Raw genomic sequence first — 17,749 nt, forward strand, 5'->3', positions numbered from 1 at the left:
GCCCGATGCCCTATGATCTCGTCATCCGCAACGCGACGCTGATCGCCGGCGACGGCTCGAAACCTTTCAAGGCCGACATCGCCATCACCGGCGACAGGATCGCCGCCATCGGTCGGCTGGACGACGCGACTGGCATCGAGGAAATCCATGCCAGGGGCAAGGTGGTGGCGCCCGGCTTCATCGACGTGCACACCCATGACGATGGCGCGCTGCTGGCTCCGCGCGGCATGGACCCGAAGATCAGCCAGGGCGTGACGACGGTGATCGCCGGCAATTGCGGCGTCAGCCTGGCGCCGCTGCTTTTCGACAAGACGCCGCCACCGCCCTTCACGCTGGTCGGCGGCCGCGAGAATTTCCGTTTCGACCGTTTTGCCGACTATGTCGCTGAGTTGAAAAAGTGTGGCATCGCCACCAACGCAGCCTTGTTGGTCGGCCACACCACGTTGCGCCAGCGCTGCATGCCGGTGACCGACCGTCCGGCCAACGAAGCCGAGACGGCGGCGATGCAGGAGGCGGTCGCCGAGGCGATGGCCGAAGGTGCGTTCGGGCTCAGCACCGGCCTCGACTATCCGCCGGCGGTCAACTCCTCGACCGAAGAGGTCAAGGCGCTCGCTGCCACGGCGGCAAGCCTCGGCGGCCCTTATGTCACCCACACGCGCAACTATTTCGAGACGATGGACGAGGCCATCGAGGAAGCCATCGACATCGCCGACCATGCCGGTGGCAAGCTCTTCATCTCGCACCATCAATGCACCGGCCGCGCCAATTTCGGCAAAAGCACCCCTTCCCTGCAACGGATCGACCAGGCGCGCAAAACGATGGACATCGGCATGGATGTCTACCCCTATGCCGCGAGCTCTACGGTGCTTCGGCTCGAGCGCTGCGACACCGGCCTGAGGATCCTCATCACCTGGTCGGATCCGCATCCGGAGATGGCCAGGCGCGAGATCGCCGACATCGGGCGGGAATGGAAATGCAGCGAGCGCGAGGCGGGCGAACTCCTGCTGCCGGCAGGTGCCGTCTATTTCCAGCTCGACGAGACGGATGTGCGCAACATCATCGCGCATCCGCGCACGATGATCGGCTCGGACGGCCTTCCGCACGACATCCATCCGCATCCGCGCCTATGGGGCACCTTTCCGCGTGTGCTCGGTCACTATGCCAGGGATGTTGGCCTGTTCAGCCTGGAGGAGGCTGTGTTCCGCATGACCGGCCTGCCCGCACGGGAATTCGGCATCGCGCAGCGCGGGCTTCTGGCGGAAGGCAATTTCGCCGACCTCGTCATCTTCGATCCGGAAACGATCATCGACACCGCTACCTTCGAGGAGCCGCGTCGGCCCGCTACCGGCATCGAGAATGTCTTCGTCAATGGCATATCCGTCTGGCGCGGCGGCAGGGCGACCGGAGCATTGCCGGGCGCGGTTCTCAAGCCCTCGGCTTCAAAAGTTGTCGGAGGCGCATGCGGTTGCGGCGTCGATCACAGCGCCTCGTAAATCCGGTCGAGCGTCTCTAACGTGTAGACGAATTCCACCGGCCGCGTGCAGCGCCAGCCGTCGAAGGGCTGGCCGGCGAGCGCCTTCTGTGCCTCGGGCAGGCGCAATATGCCGCCGCCATAGAGCCGGTTGGCCATGTCGAGCATGCCGGTGCGGTGCATGGCCTCGCTCATGCTGCCGCAGGCATCCTTGACCAGCCAGACCCTGAACCCCTGATAGACCGCGTCGAACACGCTCTCGGTCACGCAGCTGTCGGTCAGGACGCCGGTCACGATCAGGTTCTCGACCTTGAAGTCGGCGAGCCGTTTTGAAAGATCAGTGCGGCGAAAGGCGCTCGGCCAGTGCTTTTGGATAATGATATCGCCGGGCAGCGCCGCCACCTCGGGGCAGATCGCAGCACCTTCGCTGCCGGCCACGGCGGAGCGGAATTCCTCGGTCAGGATTTCTTCCTGCCGCGCATAGCCGTCGCGTTCCTCCGGCTTCACCCAGGCCTGGGCATGGATGACCGGCACGCCCGCCGCACGAGCGGCTTCGATCAGCGTGGCGGTGTTGGCGAGCACCGCGTCATAGCCGATCACCGGCCAGGCGGCACCGGGGCGGTATTCGTTCTGCAGGTCGATGACGAGCAGGGCGGTCGCGGCAAGGTTCATGGCTGTCCCAGGGGATTGTCGAAGTCGGTGACGAAACGAAGAAGCAGGCGGATCGCCTGATCGAGATCGGCGATCTCCATCGCTTCATGCGGGTTGTGGCTGCCGTTCTCATTGCGCACGAAGATCATGGCGGTCGCAATGTCGGCGCCGGCAAAGGTGGCCGCGTCATGCCCCGCCCCGCTCGGCACATGCGGCGACCGGATCTGCAGCTCTGTGGCAGCGCGGTCCAACCTCGTAATCAGCGCCCGCGACATGGTCGCCGGCTCCCAGGTGAAGCGTGGCCCGGCCTCGAAGCTGACACCACGCTTCGTGCTGACTTCGGCGAAGATCGCGTGCAGCCTCGCCGCGATCCGTTCCAGGACAGCGGCCTCGGCGCTGCGCACATCGAGCGTGAAGCGAAGCTCGCCCAGGACGCGGCTGCCGCCATGCTGGCTCGGATCGGATTCCACCCGGCCGAAGGTGATGGTGGCTTCGTGGCCTTCGCGCTCGAGCGCGTCCCATTCCGCTTCAAGGCCGGCGACCAGATCGGCAAAGCCAAGCACACTGTCATGCCGGGCAAAGCGCGGCTCGGCGCCGGAATGGCCATAGGCGCCGAAGCATTTTGCCTCGACATAGCGGAAGCCGCCGGCAATGCCGGTGACGATACCGACCGGCGCGCCGGACGCGACAAGGCGCGGTCCCTGCTCGATATGCACTTCGATGAAAGCCGCGATCCGGCCGGCATCGATGCTAGGCACGCCGCGCCGCACGGCATCGGGGTCGAAACCCTCTTCCAACATGTGCTCGGCCAGCGTGCGTCCGCTGTCCGACCGCTTTGCGTCTAGCGCGGCCGGCTGCAGCAGGCCAAGTGCGGCCTGGCTGCCGGGATAGGACAGGGGAAACCAGACAGCCTCTTCGGCGCGGGTCGCCAGCACGATCAGGTCGCGCGGCAACTGGATGCCTCGCCCAACCAGTTCGGCCATCACCGCCAGCCCCGCCACGACACCAGCGGCGCCGTCGAAATTGCCGCCATGCGGCACACTGTCGAGATGCGAGCCGATGACAATCGCCGGCAAATCCGGATTGCGGCCCTTCAGCGTTAGATAGAGATTACCGGCGGGATCGACACGCGCCGTGGCACCGAGCTTTTCCGCTTCGTCGCGCACGAGACCATGCGCAAAACGCTCGCCGGCTCCGTAGGCGACGCGCGTGATCCCTGGCGCGTCAGTGGTGGCCTGCGCCAGCCTCTCCAGCAGATGCCCGGCCAACGTGCCGCCGGCTGTGAGGGCGGCGTTGCTCATGAAGCAACCTGCCTGGTTTGAGACTCGCCGCCGCGCAGCCGGTGTGGCGTGAGGTCGTCCAACGACACACCCTGCCTTGCGACCTCGTCTGGAAAGCCCTTGCCCGCGATCAGGCTGGCGCAGACGCGCGACAGCGCCGGCGAGGTCTTGATGCCGTAACCGCCCTGCCCGACCAGCCAGACGAAATCCGGGACCTCGTCATCCGGTCCGACCACCGGCGAGCCATCGGCGACGAAGGTCCGCAAGCCCGCCCATGAGCGCGATACGCGCTGCACTTCGATCGTGGTGGCCCGTTCAAGACGCTCGGCGCCGATCGCGACGTCGATGTCCTCCGCATAGGCATCCATCGGTGGAGAAAGCGTCGCATCGGCAGGCGAGACGAACAACTGCCCGGCATCAGGCTTGAAATAGAATTCGGCGCCGACATCGTTGACCAGCGGCCACTCTGATATGTCGACACCCGCGGGTGCTGGAATGTTGAAGGCGGTGCGGCGCTTCGGTTGCAATCCGACCGGACGCACGCCCGCCATCAAAGCGATCTCGTCGCCCCAGGCACCGGCGGCATTGACGAGCGTTGGCGCAAGGAATGTTCCCGCCGGGGTTTCGACCCGCCACTGGCCGCCTCGGCGGTCGATGGCGTTAACGCCGGCATTGGTGACGATGCGCGCGCCACGCGCGCGGGCGCCGCGCAGATAGCCTTGATGCAGGCCGTTGACATCGATGTCCATCGAATGCGGCTCGATATAGGCGCCGGCGAGATAATCCGCGCGCAGCACCGGCACGCGCGCAATCGCCTCGGCCGGTGTCATGACGACGATCGAGGGCACCAGCGCCTGCGCGGCCTCTAGATCCTGCGCCAAGAGGTCGAGCTGATCGGCGCGCGCCACGGTGATCATGCCGCGCTTGCCGAGCAGCGGATAATCGCTGAAGCCGGCTGGCGGCTCGCTCAGGAAAGCCCGGCTTGCCAGCACGATGCGGCGGATGATGCCGTTGCCGTAGTTCTCGGTAAAGCTCGCCGCCGAGCGGCCGGTGGTGTGGTAGCCGCAATGGCTTTCCCGCTCGAGCACGACCACCTTGGAAGTGCGGGAAATCTCGAAGGCGGCGCCTGCGCCGGCAATGCCGCCGCCAATGATGATGACTTCGGTTTCCTCGGCGGCACTCATATCAGCCCATCCTTCAACACGATTGCACGGTCCTGCTTTTGCGCGGCGCGGCAGGAGGCTCACCCAGGCGACCGCGGTGAGCGCGGTCGCGGGCACCGCGACCCTCGGCTAGGTTCTCCGCCAGCGAATTCTGCAGGGCGCAATCTCCAAGTGCGAGGTCGGTGACAAACGGCACCGGCTTGCCGGCGATCGCCATGCCTTTCAGCCGCGCCCAGACAGCGCGCCGCTTGCGCACCTGGTGCGACTGCAATTCGCTGATCTCGGCAATGCCGGTCTCGCGCTTGATCTCCAGCGCGCCGGTTTCGACGGCCGCGTCGAACAGTTCAAGGCCGCGCCTTGTGCGCACGATGATGCCGTTGAGCGCCTCGTCCTCGACCGCCGGCCCACCATTCAGCCAAGCATCCGAAACGGCAATGTCCGCCACCTGGCCGATCGCGTCGGGACAGATCTTGCAGCGCGGCTGGATCATCCATTTGTCCTCGTCTTCCCACAGCTGCCGATAGCTAAGCTCGAAGGCGCGGCCGTCCCTGGTTTCGATCCGGTTGAGGCCGGGATTGCCGTGGCCGCGATGGCGGAACAGCGCGAGCTCGTCCTCGGCGAGGCCGAAACGCTGCAGCACCTGTTCCGATTTCGAAAGGTCCGATGCGCCGCCGCAGACGAAGGCCAAGGCATAGCGCATGTACTCGTCGACGCGCGGATCGAGCCGCGCCAGGTTGCGCACGGCGGTGATGTCGCAAGGCTTGGCAATCAGCGCGAAGGGTTCGCCGCGATCAAGGATATCGCCGAAATCCACCAGGGTCGCAGCCGGGCCATAGCGCGAGCCCGCGCCCTCGAGCATCGAAGCGGCATCGAAACTCAGCCGCGTTTCGCTGCGCATCGGCTGGGAATGTGACGCCGCGACATGCAGCACGAATTTGACACGCCCGGAGCTCAGCAGGAACTGGCCGAGCGCCGTCAGCACCCCGCCGCCGGAACCGATAAACCGCACGCTCGGATCTCCGGCGCGGCCGAGCACAAGCCTCTCGACCGGTCCCCAGACCGTGTCCATCAACGTGGTTTCGCCTGATCGGGCTGGCGGCGGACCTGCGATGCGCGTTCCCGGACAGACGGCATTGATCCGCATCAGCGTCGGCCTGTCCAGCGCCTGTCTCGCCACCGGCCGCTCGCGGCCCTCCGGCGTCATCACCATTTCGATGGCATCGGGCGTGGCTATCGAACGGCAGAGGCCGCAGCCGATACAGAGTCCATTCTCGACGATCTCGCCGAGTGACAGCGGATGGGCCGCGCGCGGCATCGTGTCCTGATTGGCTTCGAGGAGGCCCATCACGCTCGATCTCAGACCGGTTCCGAAATGCGCCGGTACTGGTCGGGGCGGCGATAGAGCGCGAAGTTGAAATTCACCTTCCGGCAGGTCTCGATCAGATCGAGATCGGCGCGATGGACGATTATCTCGTCGTCGAGCGACATCGCCTGCGCGGCGATCTCTCCGGTCGGCGCGATGATGCAGGATCCGCCGATCAGTGCCTGGCCGTCTTCGAGGCCAGCCTTGGCGGCCGCCGCCACCCACAGCGTGTTCTGGTAGGCGCCGGCCTGCATCGGCAGATGGTTGTGGAACATTCTCAGATGCGCCAGTCCCGGCGCTTCGTCGAGAAGCAGCGGCGTGTTGTAGCCGAGCAGCACGACCTCGGCGCCATTCAGGCACAGCATGCGGTAAGTCTCCGGCCAACGGCGGTCGTTGCAGATCGCCATGCCGACACGGACGCCGCGATAGTCGAAGACGGGAAAGCCGAGATTGCCGGGTTCGAAGTAGCGGCGTTCGAGATGGGTGGTGGTGCCTTGCTCCGGCTCGCTCGACCCCGGCACATGCATCTTGCGGTAGCGCCCGATGAAGCGCCCGTCCGGGCCGACAAGGTCCATCGTGTTGAAATGGCGCGTGTGGCCGTCTTCCCTGGCGATCTCGCAATAGCCGACCGCGAAGCCGACCTTGAGGCGCGCGGCGGCATCGTAGAGGCGCTGCGTTTCGGGGCCTGGCATCGACTGTTCGAAGAAGGCGTCGATCTCCGCCTGGTCGTCAATGCGCCAGCGCGGAAAAAAGGTGGTCAGCGCCATCTCGGGAAATACAGCAATCTCCGCACCTGCGACGGCGGCCTGTTCCAGCAGAAGGACAAGGCGATCGACTGTTTCGGCACGCGAGGCGCTGCGCTGTATGGGTCCGGTCTGGGCAACCGCAATAGTCAGGCATCGAGCCATGGCGTCGTCTCCTCGACTGGTTTTCGCGAAAGAGCCGGATCGGCGGCGGTGCGCGCTACGAATTGTCCGAACCCCGGCCGCACCTGGAGCTTGCCGTCCACGACCACCGGCACGCCGCGCACCAGCACGGTGGTCGGCTTGCCGGTTACGCTCCTGCCCTCGTAGGGCGTGAAGTCGACGCGCGAATGCAGCGCCTGATGCCCGAGCGTCCAGGTCGCGGTCGGATCCCACAGCGCCAGATCGGCATCGAGGCCGACCGCTATCCGCCCCTTGGCATGGGCCAGACCATAGATCGCGGCGGCATTGCGGGAGGTGAGATCGAGATAGCGGTCCAGCGTCAGCCGGCCGGTGAGCAGCCCTTCCGAGAAGAGCAACGGCAGACGAGTCTCGATGCCGGGAATGCCGCTCAGCGTGGTGGTGAAGGCGGGCGTCTGCGATCTCGCGATCTTGTCGGCGAAGAAATAGGGCGAATGGTCGGAGGACCAGAGATCGATGCCGCCATCGATCAGCGCCTGCCACAGATGCCGATGGCTGCGCGGCGAACGCGGCGGCGGCGAAAAGACAAAACGCGCCGCATCGATGGCCGGGCGGTCGAGGTCGGCTGCGCCGATGAACAGATATTGCGGGCAGGTCTCGGCGATAGCGCCGACGCCGCGCGTCCTCGCTCGCGCCACCTCCTCGGCCGACTGCCAGGACGAGACGTGGACAATGGTCATGCGCGCGCCTGTCATCTCGGCGAAGGCCAGCGCACGATGCGTGGCCTCGCGCTCCATCGTCTCGCTGTGGGCAACGGCATGGTAGCGGATATCGGTGCGGCCGAGATCGATCAGCCGCTGGCGTGTGCGCCTTATCGCGGCATCGTTCTCGGCATGGACCATGACGATCCAGCCAAGCCTGTGGGCAGTATCGAGCACCCTGAAGAACAGGTCGTCGTCGACGGCAAAACCCTGATAGGTCATGAACAGCTTGATCGAGGCGATGCCGCGACCGGCAAGTTGCGAAAGCTGTTGCTCTACATCCGGGCCGGTGCCCATGGTCACCACGGCGTGCAGCCCGTAGTCGATCACCGCGCGGCCTGTGGCGCGATCGAGCGCTCGATCAATGGCGCCGACAGTGCTCATCTCCGGCCCCGGCATTCCGAACGGGACGATGCATGTCGTGCCGCCGAAAGCCGCCGAGATGGTGCCGGACTCGAAATCGTCCGCATTGCCGGCCCCGCCCCAGACCGGCTGGTCGAGATGGCAATGGGCATCGATGCCGCCGGGCATGACCCAACGACCGCCGGCGCCGATCACGGATTTACCGGCCAGGCTGGTGCCAATAGCGGCGATGCGGCCGTCGTCGACGGCGATCTCGCATTCGGCCCACCCGTCGTCGAGCGCAACGCGTCCGCCTTTGATCACCAGCTCATGCATTCGGTTTTCCCACCCCAAACGGCGTCAGCCGACCGCGGCCGTGACCATGATCTCGACGCGATACTGGTCGCCGGCAAGCCGCGCCTCCACCGTCGCGCGCACCGGCATGGCGCTGCGATCGATCCAGGCATCCCATGCAGCATTCATCATCTCGAAGTCGGCGATGTCGCGCAGCCAGATCTGGGCGCTGAGAAGTTTCGACTTGTCGCTGCCGGCCTTGGCCAGAAGGGTATCGATCTTGCCGAGGATCTGCCTGGTCTGTGCGGTGGTGTCGCCGGAAAGGTCGTCCGCCGTCAGGCCGGCGACATAGACGGTACCGTTATAGCGCAGCACCCGGCAGAAGCGTTGGCCATTCTCAAGGCGTTCAATCGTCATCTCCTGGTCTCCTCTCGATCTTCGGCAGGCGACCTATCGTAGGGAGCGTGCAAAAGGACTGTAAAGGCTGTCGCACGGCACAACCCTGTTTTCCGCAACTGGGATGGCCAAAAAAAATGACGCCATAGCCGTGTCAATCTTCGCTTGTGGCATGCATGGCGAGGTGTAGCTTCCCTCAGGGAGAGCAGCCGCCGGCCAGCGTGACTGCCAAGGGGAGCCGTCGCAATGCGTAAAAGTCCGGCGTCGGTCAGTGATCCTGCTTGCGATCTCCGGCGCCCGTCCTAGCCGGCCGACGGCTGCATTCATGGGATCGATCGCTCAATCCGCGATGCGCTTGTGGCGGAATGCCGAGCGCTCCCGCGCCACGCTGCCGATCATGGCAAGCGTCTGCCTCGCCTGTATCGGCAGCGCCATGCTTACGACCGCTGTCTCGTTCCACCTCGGCAAACCCGGCGTCGACCCCGACATCGTGCAGATCGTGCTGACCGCCTATCCGGTCGGCTTCCTGATCGGATGCCTGATGACGCGTCCATTGGTCGCCCGCTACGGCCATGAGCGGACCTTCCTGCTGATCCTGACGACAGCGCTGCTGTCGGCTCTGGGCTTCGTCTTCACCGACTTCATGCCGGGCTGGTTCTGCTTCCGGCTGCTCGGCGGCATGTCGATGGCGTCGATGTTTGTCGTCTGCGAGAGCTGGATCAATCTCTATGCCGAACAGCACAATCGCGGCGCGATGTTCTCGATCTACATGCTGACGACGGCGATTGCCGTGCTGCTCGGCCAGATCCTGGTCGCGCTGGTCGGTCCACAATCTCCGCATCTGTTCCTGGTCGCGACCGCGACGGTCCTTCTGGCCTTCACGCCCAACTTCGCGGGGCTGCGCTGGCCGACGCTGCCTCCTGTGCCGGCCGAGCCGGCGCCCGCGCCCGGGGCGAAGACGGACAGGCGGCTCGGACCGCTGGCGCTTTTCAGGCTGGCGCCGGTGACGGTCGTCGCCATTTTCCAGGCTGGCATCACCAACATGAACATCTTCGTGCTGACGCCTCTCTACGGCACGCAGATCGGACTGTCGGCGGCGGCCACGGTTTGGCTGGTGACCACGATAAGCATCGCCGGCATGCTGGCGCAGACCCCGGTCGGCTGGCTGTCGGACCGGTTCGACCGCCGCCTGATGCTGCTGGCGCAAGGGCTGGTGTCGGTGACGGCCTGCGCCGCGATCGCATGGGTCGGCACCCTGTCGGTGCCGCTGCTTTTCGTGCTGTTCTTCCTCTATGGCGCCACGGCGCTGACGATCTATCCTGTGGCGATGGCCTTCGGCGCGTCTCAGCTTCATAGCCGGCACATGGTCGCCGCCTCCGGCACGCTGCTTCTGCTCTACTCGATCGGCAATGTGGCAACGCCGGGTGTCGCCGCGGGGTTGATGGCGCATCTTGGGCCTCCCGCCATGTTCCTGCTGCTCGGCGGCGGCGCTGCCCTGGTCACGCTCGCGGCCTGCTACAATCTTCTGCGCCGGCCGGTCACGGCACCGGTCATGCAAAGCGCCGAGGAACGGGTTTGAGGTCGCCGCGATGAACCGACTGCAAGGCAGCGTTGTCCTGATTGCGGGCGCCGCAAGCGGCATTGGCGCCGCCATTGCCCGACGCTGTGTTTCGGAAGGCGCCAGCGTCGTCTGTGCCGACCATGATCTTCTGCCGGCGACACAGCTTGCCGGTATACTTGGTCCTTCGGCTGCCGCCTGCCAATGTGACGTGACCGACATCGGTTCCGCCCGGGACGCCGTCGAATTCGCGAGACAAAAATTCGGCCGGCTCGACGGGTTGGTGCACAACGCTGCCGCGCCGTCGACGAACGCCACCGTCGTCGATCTCGACGAACAGTCCTGGCGCCGCGAGCTCGACGTCAGCCTGACCGGCGCGTTCCTGATAAGCAAGTACGCGGTGCCGTTGATGGCCGCGGGTGGCGGCGGGTCGGTGGTGTTCATCGGATCGCAGTTCGGACGGGTCGCGACGACCAGGGCCGTCGCCTATTGCGCCGCCAAGGCGGGACTGATCCATCTTGCCAAGGCGATGGCGGTCGACCATGCGCCGGATAAGGTGCGCGTCAACAGCCTGTCGCCGGGCGCGGTGGCGACGACGCGCCTGTTGCGCAGATTTCCGGACTTCGAGGCGGCCAATGCAGGTCTCGGACCCGCGCATCTGCTCGGCCGCATCGCGGAGCCGGATGAGATCGCCGCGGCGGCTGCCTTCCTTTTGTCATCGGATGCATCCTTCGTCACCGGATCCGACATGCTCGTGGACGGCGGCTATGCGACGCGCTGACCCTCATCGTTCAACCACCAAGGAGTTCGCATGACGCTACTCGTCACTGGAGGCACCGGCTTTGTCATGAGCGTGGTCGCGCGCGCCTGGCTCGACCGCGATCCGCAAGCCCGGGCCGTGATCCTCGACCGGTCCGGCCTCGACACGGCGGCCGAAAAGCATTTCGCCCCGGTACGCGACCGGCTCACGGTGATCGCTGCCGATGTGCTCGACCCGAAGGCCTGGTCCGCGACACTCGACAAGCATGGCATCACGGCAATCGTGCATGGCGCGACGATCACGCCGATCTCGCGCGGCAGCGCCTCCGAGGCAAAACGCCAGCCAGAGGCGGAAGACCCTGCCCGCATCGTCGACGTCAATCTGATGGGCACCGTGCGAGTGCTGGACTGGGCGCGCACGAGGCCGGAGGTAAAGCGCTTCGTCTATGTCAGTTCCGGCTCCGTCTACCGTCACAATGGACCCGACTGGGGCGGCGAGCCGCTGCCGGAAGACGGCTATGTCGCGCCGCTGACGCTCTACGGCATCTCGAAATTCGCCTCCGAGATGGTGACCAACCGCTATGCCGACCTGTTCGGCCTGTCGGCTGTCTCGGTGCGGCTTGCTTCGGTCTACGGCCCGATGGACCGCGCGACCGAGAGCCGCAACTTTCGCCATGTTCCCAACCGCGTCGCGCATATGGCTCTGGCCGGCGAGACGATCAGGCCGAACAGCCTGGAGCCTGTCGGCGACTATGTCGCCTCGACCGACGTTGCCGACGCGATCCTCGCGCTGATCGATGCGCCGCGCCTCAACTACCGCCACTACAACATCGGCTCCGGCTCGAGCCAGACCATCGGCGAGATCATCGGCTGGGCAAGGGAACGCGTGCCCGGACTGAAGGCCGAAGTGACATCCGGAGAAAACGCCAACATCGTCCAGGATGTGAGACTGAAAGGCGGCATGTGGGGCGCGTATGACATCGCCCGCATCCTACGCGACACCACATGGCGGCCGCGCCCCGGCAAGGAAGCCTTCCACGCCTACATGGACTGGATAGAAGCCAACGAAACGAGCTGAGAGGAACTTGCCATGACGCCGAGCGCTGCCTCGCAACCGACCCAGCCGAGGGATTTCGTTGGCTATGGTCCGCGCCCGCCCTTCATGACCTGGCCCGGCGGCGTCAAGCTCGCCATCAACCTCGTGCTCAATTACGAGGAAGGCTCGGAGTACTCCTGGCTGGAGGACGGCCGAAACGACAATTGGGGCGAATACAATCTCACCTCCAGCCCGCCGGTGCGCGATCTCGGCACCGAGACGCATTTCGAATATGGCAGCCGCGCCGGTGTCTGGCGGCTGGCACGACTCTTCGATCGCTACGACATCCCGATCACCATCTCCGCTTGCGCGGTAGCGCTGGACCGGAACCCGCCCTTCGTCGAATGGATGAAGACGCGGCGGCACGATCTGCTCGGCCACGGCCTGCGCTGGATCGACTACACGACCATGGAGCGCAGCGAGGAAAAGCGCCACCTGCATGAAGCGATCGCGCTTTACCAGAAGCTGCTGGGCAGGCGCCCCCTCGGCTGGAACTGCCGCTCGCTGCCCAGCATCAACACGCGCGATTTGCTCGTCGAGGAAGGCGGCTTCCTCTACCACTCCGATCCCTGCAACGACGACCTGCCCTATTTCCTCGATCATCGGGGGACCGAGATCCTGGTCGTGCCCTATTCCAAGACGCTCAACGACAGCCGCTATCTGGTGGCGCCCGGCTACAGCAATCCGCGCGACTTCGCCGAGGATTGCCGCTCGGCGATCGATTACATGCTCGACGAGGCGGACGAAACCGGCGGCCGCATGCTGACGATCGGCATCCACGCGCGCTGGATGGGCCAGCCCAACCGGGCGTCCGGGCTGCGCGAGGTGATCGAGCATGTGAAGCAGAACCCGACCGCTGCCTTTATGCGGCGCGAAGACATTGCCCGGTTCTGGCTGGACAATCATGCCGGCTTCGAGCGGCGCGGCTGACAAGAGCAACGAGAACGGCGACATGTTCGAAACGCTGATCCGGGGAGCCACCATCGTCAACGCCGAAGGGTTCGAGCGGCGCGACGTGGGCATCACCGACGGCCGCATCGTGGCAAGGATCGCGCCCGGCGAGACGGCTTCGGCCAGGACCGTTGTCGATGCGGCCGGTGCCTATCTGCTACCCGGCCTGGTCGACGCGCATGCGCATCTGCGCGAGCCCGGACTGACGCACAAGGAGGACTTTTCCTCCGGCACGCATGCCGCGGCCCTTGGCGGTGTGACGACGGTGCTCGACATGCCGACCGACGAGCCGTGGACGGCCACGGCCGAACAGCTTGCCGACAAGATGGCGATGACCGATGGCCGCATCCATGTCGATGTCGGCTTCCAGGCCGTGGTCAGCAGCGACCTGTCGCACGTCTCAGGCCTGCTCGATCTCGCGCCGGTCTCATTCGAACTGTTCACAGCCGATGTGCCCGATGACTTCCTGTTCGCGACGCTCGACGCCGTGGCCGAAGCGTTGAGAGCTTTCGTCGGCAGCGACACTTTGATCGGCATCTCGCCGGGCGATCAATCGATCCTGACCGGCAGCACACTGCGTGACCGTTCCGGCACCATCGCCGCCTTTCAGGCCAGCCGGCCGCCGCTGGCGGAGGCCAACGGCATTGCCCGCGCGCTTGCCGCCGCCGCCTCGGCCGAGACCAGAATTCACGTCCGCCAGGTCAATTCCGAACTCGGCGTCGAGGCGTGGAGCCGGCTGCGCGGCATGGCCGACGCCAGCGTCGAAACCACGCCGCAGAACCTGTTCTTCACAGCGCAGGATTACGAAACACAAGGCGCCAATCTGAAGGCCTCTCCGCCCCTGCGTTCGCCGCATGATGTCGACGCGCTGCGCGCGGCGCTGAGCGCCGGCCTGATCGACATCATCGCCACCGACCACGCGCCGCATGCACCGGCCGAAAAGGCCGCGCGCTATGCTGCTTTCGCCGACATTCCGGGCGGCATGCCTGGGCTGCAGACGCTGCTTCCAACCGTGCTGAGGTTGGTCGAGGAAGGGCTGATAGCGCTGCCGGATGTGGTACGCATGTGTGCCAGCAATCCAGCCGAGCGCTTCGGCCTCGGCCGGCGCAAGGGACGGATCGCCACCGGCCACGATGCCGATATCCTCATCCTCGATCCCCGCCAGTCGAGCACGATCGCCAATGCCGATCAGGTGTCGCGAGCGGGCTATACACCATTCGATGGCTGGACGGTCCAGGCACGGCTGACAAGCGTCCTCCTGCGTGGTCGTGAGATCGTGCGCGAGGGAAAACTGATTGGCCCGAGCGTTGGAAATATTGTCACCCGGGAAAGCTGAGGACCATGCCCCTGCTCACAGACAAGACCGCCATCGTCACCGGAGGCAGTTCCGGCATCGGCCGCGCGATCGCGCTGAAATTCGCGGCCGAGGGCGCGAACGTCGTCATCGCCGACACGGTCGAGCAGCCGATCGAGGGCGGTGAGAGCACCGTGGAGTTGATCCGCTCGGCCGGCGGAGCTGCCGTTTACATCCGGACCGACATCTCCGACTGGAGCGCCGTCGATGGGCTGGTCGGTGCGACGGTCACGCAGTTCGGACGGCTCGACGTGATGGTCAACAACGCCGCGATCTACACCAGCACCAATCTGATCGACACCACGCCGGAACAATGGCAGCGCGTCATCGGCGTCAACCTGACCGGATTCTTCTACTGCTCGAAACGGGCGGTGATACAGATGCTCGCCCAGGCGCCGGTCAACGACGTGCGCGGCCGTATCATCAACCTCTCCTCGCAGCATGGCATGGTGGCCTGCCCGGGCGACTTCCCCTATTCGGTGAGCAAGGGCGGCATCGTGCAGATGACACGGCAGATCGCCGTTGACCACGCCGACGACCTGATCGTCTGCAATGCCATCGCACCCGGCAAGATCATCACCGGCAAGCCAGGCGTTGCCAACGACCCTGGCGCGCTCGACTATTCACACCGCCGCACGCCTTGGCCGCGGCTCGGGCATCCGAATGACGTGGCAGGTGCCGCACTGTTCCTTGCCAGCGACATGGCAAGCTACGTCACCGGCATCAACCTGATGGTCGACGGCGGCTGGATGGCGGGCTGACCGAGGAGAACTACATCCGCCCGTGCCATAAGACGCGTTCGCTGTGCTTTCCCCAGGACTGGTTCCACAGTGCCGTCCGCTCGCCGAGGCTTGTGCATCGCTAGCTATTCCCCGCGACAGAAACGGTGGATGCGGTTTATCGAGATGCCTCCTCGCGGCCTCGCTTCAGCGCCACCCCTCCGCTACCAGAGCAAGACAAAAGACTTAGAGCAGTTCGCCTTTTCCGTGAGACGGTGAACTGATCCAGCGTCCATTCTTCAGGTCATCGGCGGGCGCTCAAGAGGTCGGTGCAGCGGCCGCAACCAATCCGGCTTGCTTGAGATCAGCCCATAGCTCCGACGGAATATCCTCCCGCAGATAGGCCAGATTCTGCTTCAATTCCTCGGCAGAGCGGGCGCCCGGGATGACACTCGACACCAGGGGATGGCCGAGCGGGAACTGCAGCGCCGCCGCCGGCAGCGAAACCTTGTGGCTGGCGCACACCGCCTCGATGCGGCGGACGCGTTCGAGCACCGGCTCGGGAGCCGGCCTGGTGTTGAAGGTCGCGCCCTTGACCGCGCCCGTCGCCAGGATGCCGGAATTGTAGGGGCCGCCGATAATGATCCTCGTGCCGCGCTGTTCACAGAGCGGCAGCAGGGTCGCCAGTGGCTCCTGTTCGAGCAACGTGTAGCGGCCGGCGAGCAGGAAATAATCGAAGGCGCCGGCAACGACGAAATCGGACAGCATCTGCCATTGGTTGATGCCGACGCCGACCGCCTTGATGACGCCTTGCGAGCGCAGTTCGTCGAGCGCTGGATAGGCGCCGTCCATGGCTTCCCGGAAGCGGCTCCGGGCATAGGGATCCTCGCCGGGGCCGAAATGAATGGCCTCGTCGGGATCGTGGATCGAGACCATGTCGACATAGTCGGTGTCCAGCCGCTTCAGCGTGCCCTCGAGCGAACGCATCACCGCATCGCGCGAATAGTCGAATTCGGCGCGGAAGGAGCCGGGCTGGTCCCACAGCGCCGGCTTCAATTCTTCGGGCGGGATCGGCACGAGGTCGTAGCCGATCTTCGACGAGATGACGATGTCCGCGCGGGGCAGCGACTTGATGGCAAGGCCCAGACGCGTCTCGCTGACGCCAAAGCCATAGACAGGTGCGGTGTCGAAATAGCGGATGCCATTGTCATAGGCCGCCTGCACAGTCTTCACCGCCGCATCGGTGTCGACGGCGCGGTACATGTTGCCGAGCCCCGTGCCACCGAGCCCGATCGTCGTCACCTTCAGGCCGCCCTTGCTAACAGCCCTGAATTCGATTCCAGCCATTTTCTCTTCCTGTAATCCCTGATCGTCCATTTGTGCCGCCCAGAAGGCCGCCTTCGCGCCATTAGGCCGCAGAGGGCCGTCCTGAGCTCGGCGGCGAAAAAGCATTGACACAAAAGTTGTCATATAACAATGTAACCAGATGACAAATGTAGCGATGCCTACAAAGCGACAAGGGAGGAACGCATGGACGACGAGACGAAAGATCTGATGGAGATGGTGAATGCCGGCATCAGCCGGCGCAGTGCCTTCGCACTGGCCGGGAAGCTCGGCCTCGGTGCCGCAGGCCTCGCCAGCGGACTGGCAGGTGCAGGTCTGGCCGGCGGCATCAGTGCCGCACGAGCAGCCGATTCATCGCCCGGCCTGCCGAAGAAGCCCTACAAATTCCACTTCGTCTGCCACGTGACGCTCGACCAGTTCTTCACGCCAACGGTCTACGGCATCCAGGATGCCTGCGCGGCTTTCGGCTGCAGCTATCAGTGGACAGGTTCGCAGAAGAACGTCGTCTCCGAAATGGTCAGCGCCATGCAGACGGCGATCGCGCAGAAATCGGACGGCATCGCGGTGTGCCTGGTCGATCCGACGGCCTTCGACGCCGCCACCGACATGGCCGCGCAGGCGGGTATCCCGGTTGTCGCCTTCAACGCCGACGTGCCGGTCGGCAGCCCCAACAAGCGGCTCTCCTATGTCGGCCAGCCGCTCTATCAGTCCGGCTACAACTCGGCGCTGAAGTGGCTGAAGCTGATTCCCAAGGGCGGCCATGTCATGCTGTCGATCGGCGTGCCCGGCTCGCTGAACACGCAGCCGCGTCTCGACGGCTACATCCAGGCGATCAAGGACAGTAACAGCGGCGTCACCTACGATGTCGTCAACACCGGTCCGGATCCGGCAACCGAAATCTCGCGCGTCGAGAGCTATTATCTCAGCCACAAAAACGTCAACGGCCTGTTCGGCACCGGCGGTTCCGACACCTATGCCTGCGGTTTCGTGTCCAACAAATACGGCCTGGTGAAGGGAGGCGGCGCGGTGGCCGGCTTCGACCTGTTCCCGCAGACGCTGGACTTCATCAAGGCCGGCGACGTCAACTTCACCACCGACCAGCAGGCCTATCTGCAGGGCTTCCTGCCGGTGCAGCAGATGTACCTCTACAAGCTCTCCGGCGGTCTCGTCGGCCCGGCCAACAGCGACACCAGCCAGGCCTATGTGACGAAGGACAATGTCGACGCCTATGTCGGCAAATCGCGCTTCGAGGGCCGCAGCGACGTCGAGCCGACCTGACACGGTCAACCCTGTGAAACGCCTGCCCTCGCCGCGTCATTTCGCATGATGTGGCGGGGGCGGCGCCGGCTGCCGACCTGGCTGC

General features: G+C 65.2%; 16 protein-coding genes. 8 read left to right on the forward strand and 8 right to left on the reverse strand.

The features are described 5' to 3' along the window. Positions 1-5: 5 nt before the first annotated feature. Positions 6-1,493, forward strand: coding sequence for an N-acyl-D-amino-acid deacylase family protein (locus D3242_RS02865; RefSeq protein WP_064983423.1), 1,488 nt, complete (start codon positions 6-8; stop codon positions 1,491-1,493). Here D3242_RS02865 and D3242_RS02870 read toward each other — a convergent pair. The 7 genes from D3242_RS02870 to D3242_RS02900 are packed head-to-tail and all read right to left on the reverse strand — an operon-like array spanning position 1,478 to position 8,626. Further along, positions 1,478-2,143 (reverse strand): cysteine hydrolase family protein, encoded by a 666-nt coding sequence (locus tag D3242_RS02870; RefSeq protein ID WP_064983425.1) that lies wholly within the window; start codon positions 2,141-2,143, stop codon positions 1,478-1,480. The genes D3242_RS02865 and D3242_RS02870 overlap by 16 nt on opposite strands. Beyond that, on the reverse strand, positions 2,140-3,423 hold the full coding sequence (locus D3242_RS02875) for a Zn-dependent hydrolase (protein WP_064983427.1): 1,284 nt from the start codon (positions 3,421-3,423) through the stop codon (positions 2,140-2,142). Before D3242_RS02875 ends, D3242_RS02870 begins: the two co-directional genes overlap by 4 nt. Next, positions 3,420-4,586, reverse strand: a complete 1,167-nt coding sequence (locus D3242_RS02880) for an NAD(P)/FAD-dependent oxidoreductase (protein WP_064983429.1) — start codon at positions 4,584-4,586, stop codon at positions 3,420-3,422. The genes D3242_RS02875 and D3242_RS02880 overlap by 4 nt, the downstream gene beginning before the upstream one ends. 13 nt (positions 4,587-4,599) lie before the next feature. Next, positions 4,600-5,910: a Coenzyme F420 hydrogenase/dehydrogenase, beta subunit C-terminal domain gene (locus D3242_RS02885; RefSeq protein WP_064983432.1), complete on the reverse strand. Its 1,311-nt coding sequence runs from the start codon at positions 5,908-5,910 to the stop codon at positions 4,600-4,602. A gap of 11 nt (positions 5,911-5,921) precedes the next feature. Beyond that, a complete protein-coding gene (locus tag D3242_RS02890) occupies positions 5,922-6,836 on the reverse strand; it encodes a nitrilase-related carbon-nitrogen hydrolase (protein ID WP_064983434.1) in 915 nt (304 codons plus the stop codon). Continuing rightward, entirely contained in the window at positions 6,821-8,251 is a 1,431-nt protein-coding gene (gene hydA, locus D3242_RS02895) for a dihydropyrimidinase (RefSeq protein WP_019856634.1), read from the reverse strand. The genes D3242_RS02890 and hydA overlap by 16 nt, the downstream gene beginning before the upstream one ends. A 24-nt stretch (positions 8,252-8,275) precedes the next feature. Beyond that, entirely contained in the window at positions 8,276-8,626 is a 351-nt protein-coding gene (locus tag D3242_RS02900) for a RidA family protein (RefSeq protein WP_019856633.1), read from the reverse strand. Positions 8,627-8,930: 304 nt separating this feature from the next. Here D3242_RS02900 and D3242_RS02905 point away from each other — a divergent pair, with 304 nt between their 5' ends. From D3242_RS02905 to D3242_RS02930, 6 genes are read left to right on the forward strand one after another with little or no spacing between them, the layout of a single operon-like run. Beyond that, the gene (locus D3242_RS02905; protein WP_038645014.1) at positions 8,931-10,184 is read left to right on the forward strand and encodes an MFS transporter; all 1,254 of its coding nucleotides are present in this window, start codon (positions 8,931-8,933) and stop codon (positions 10,182-10,184) included. 10 nt (positions 10,185-10,194) lie between these two features. Continuing rightward, positions 10,195-10,944, forward strand: a complete 750-nt coding sequence (locus D3242_RS02910; RefSeq protein ID WP_064983436.1) for an SDR family NAD(P)-dependent oxidoreductase — start codon at positions 10,195-10,197, stop codon at positions 10,942-10,944. Positions 10,945-10,974: 30 nt separating this feature from the next. Next, the gene (locus D3242_RS02915) at positions 10,975-12,000 is read left to right on the forward strand and encodes an NAD-dependent epimerase/dehydratase family protein (RefSeq protein ID WP_020628787.1); all 1,026 of its coding nucleotides are present in this window, start codon (positions 10,975-10,977) and stop codon (positions 11,998-12,000) included. Positions 12,001-12,012: 12 nt separating this feature from the next. Continuing rightward, on the forward strand, positions 12,013-12,948 hold the full coding sequence (locus tag D3242_RS02920) for a polysaccharide deacetylase family protein (RefSeq protein ID WP_064983438.1): 936 nt from the start codon (positions 12,013-12,015) through the stop codon (positions 12,946-12,948). Beyond that, positions 12,923-14,305, forward strand: coding sequence for a dihydroorotase (locus D3242_RS02925; RefSeq protein WP_223217778.1), 1,383 nt, complete (start codon positions 12,923-12,925; stop codon positions 14,303-14,305). The genes D3242_RS02920 and D3242_RS02925 overlap by 26 nt, the downstream gene beginning before the upstream one ends. Positions 14,306-14,310: 5 nt before the next feature. Then, on the forward strand, positions 14,311-15,084 hold the full coding sequence (locus D3242_RS02930; RefSeq protein ID WP_064983440.1) for an SDR family NAD(P)-dependent oxidoreductase: 774 nt from the start codon (positions 14,311-14,313) through the stop codon (positions 15,082-15,084). A 276-nt stretch (positions 15,085-15,360) separates the two neighbouring features. On the opposite strand, the gene D3242_RS02935 is transcribed toward D3242_RS02930, so the two are convergent. Beyond that, entirely contained in the window at positions 15,361-16,389 is a 1,029-nt protein-coding gene (locus D3242_RS02935; RefSeq protein WP_064983442.1) for an aldo/keto reductase, read from the reverse strand. Positions 16,390-16,572: 183 nt separating this feature from the next. Here D3242_RS02935 and D3242_RS02940 point away from each other — a divergent pair, with 183 nt between their 5' ends. Beyond that, positions 16,573-17,664, forward strand: a complete 1,092-nt coding sequence (locus D3242_RS02940; RefSeq protein WP_064983444.1) for a sugar ABC transporter substrate-binding protein — start codon at positions 16,573-16,575, stop codon at positions 17,662-17,664. The last annotated feature ends 85 nt before the right edge of the window (positions 17,665-17,749 follow it).

The organism is Mesorhizobium jarvisii, assembly GCF_003601985.1.
In the GTDB taxonomy this organism is placed as follows: Bacteria; Pseudomonadota; Alphaproteobacteria; order Rhizobiales; family Rhizobiaceae; genus Mesorhizobium; species Mesorhizobium jarvisii.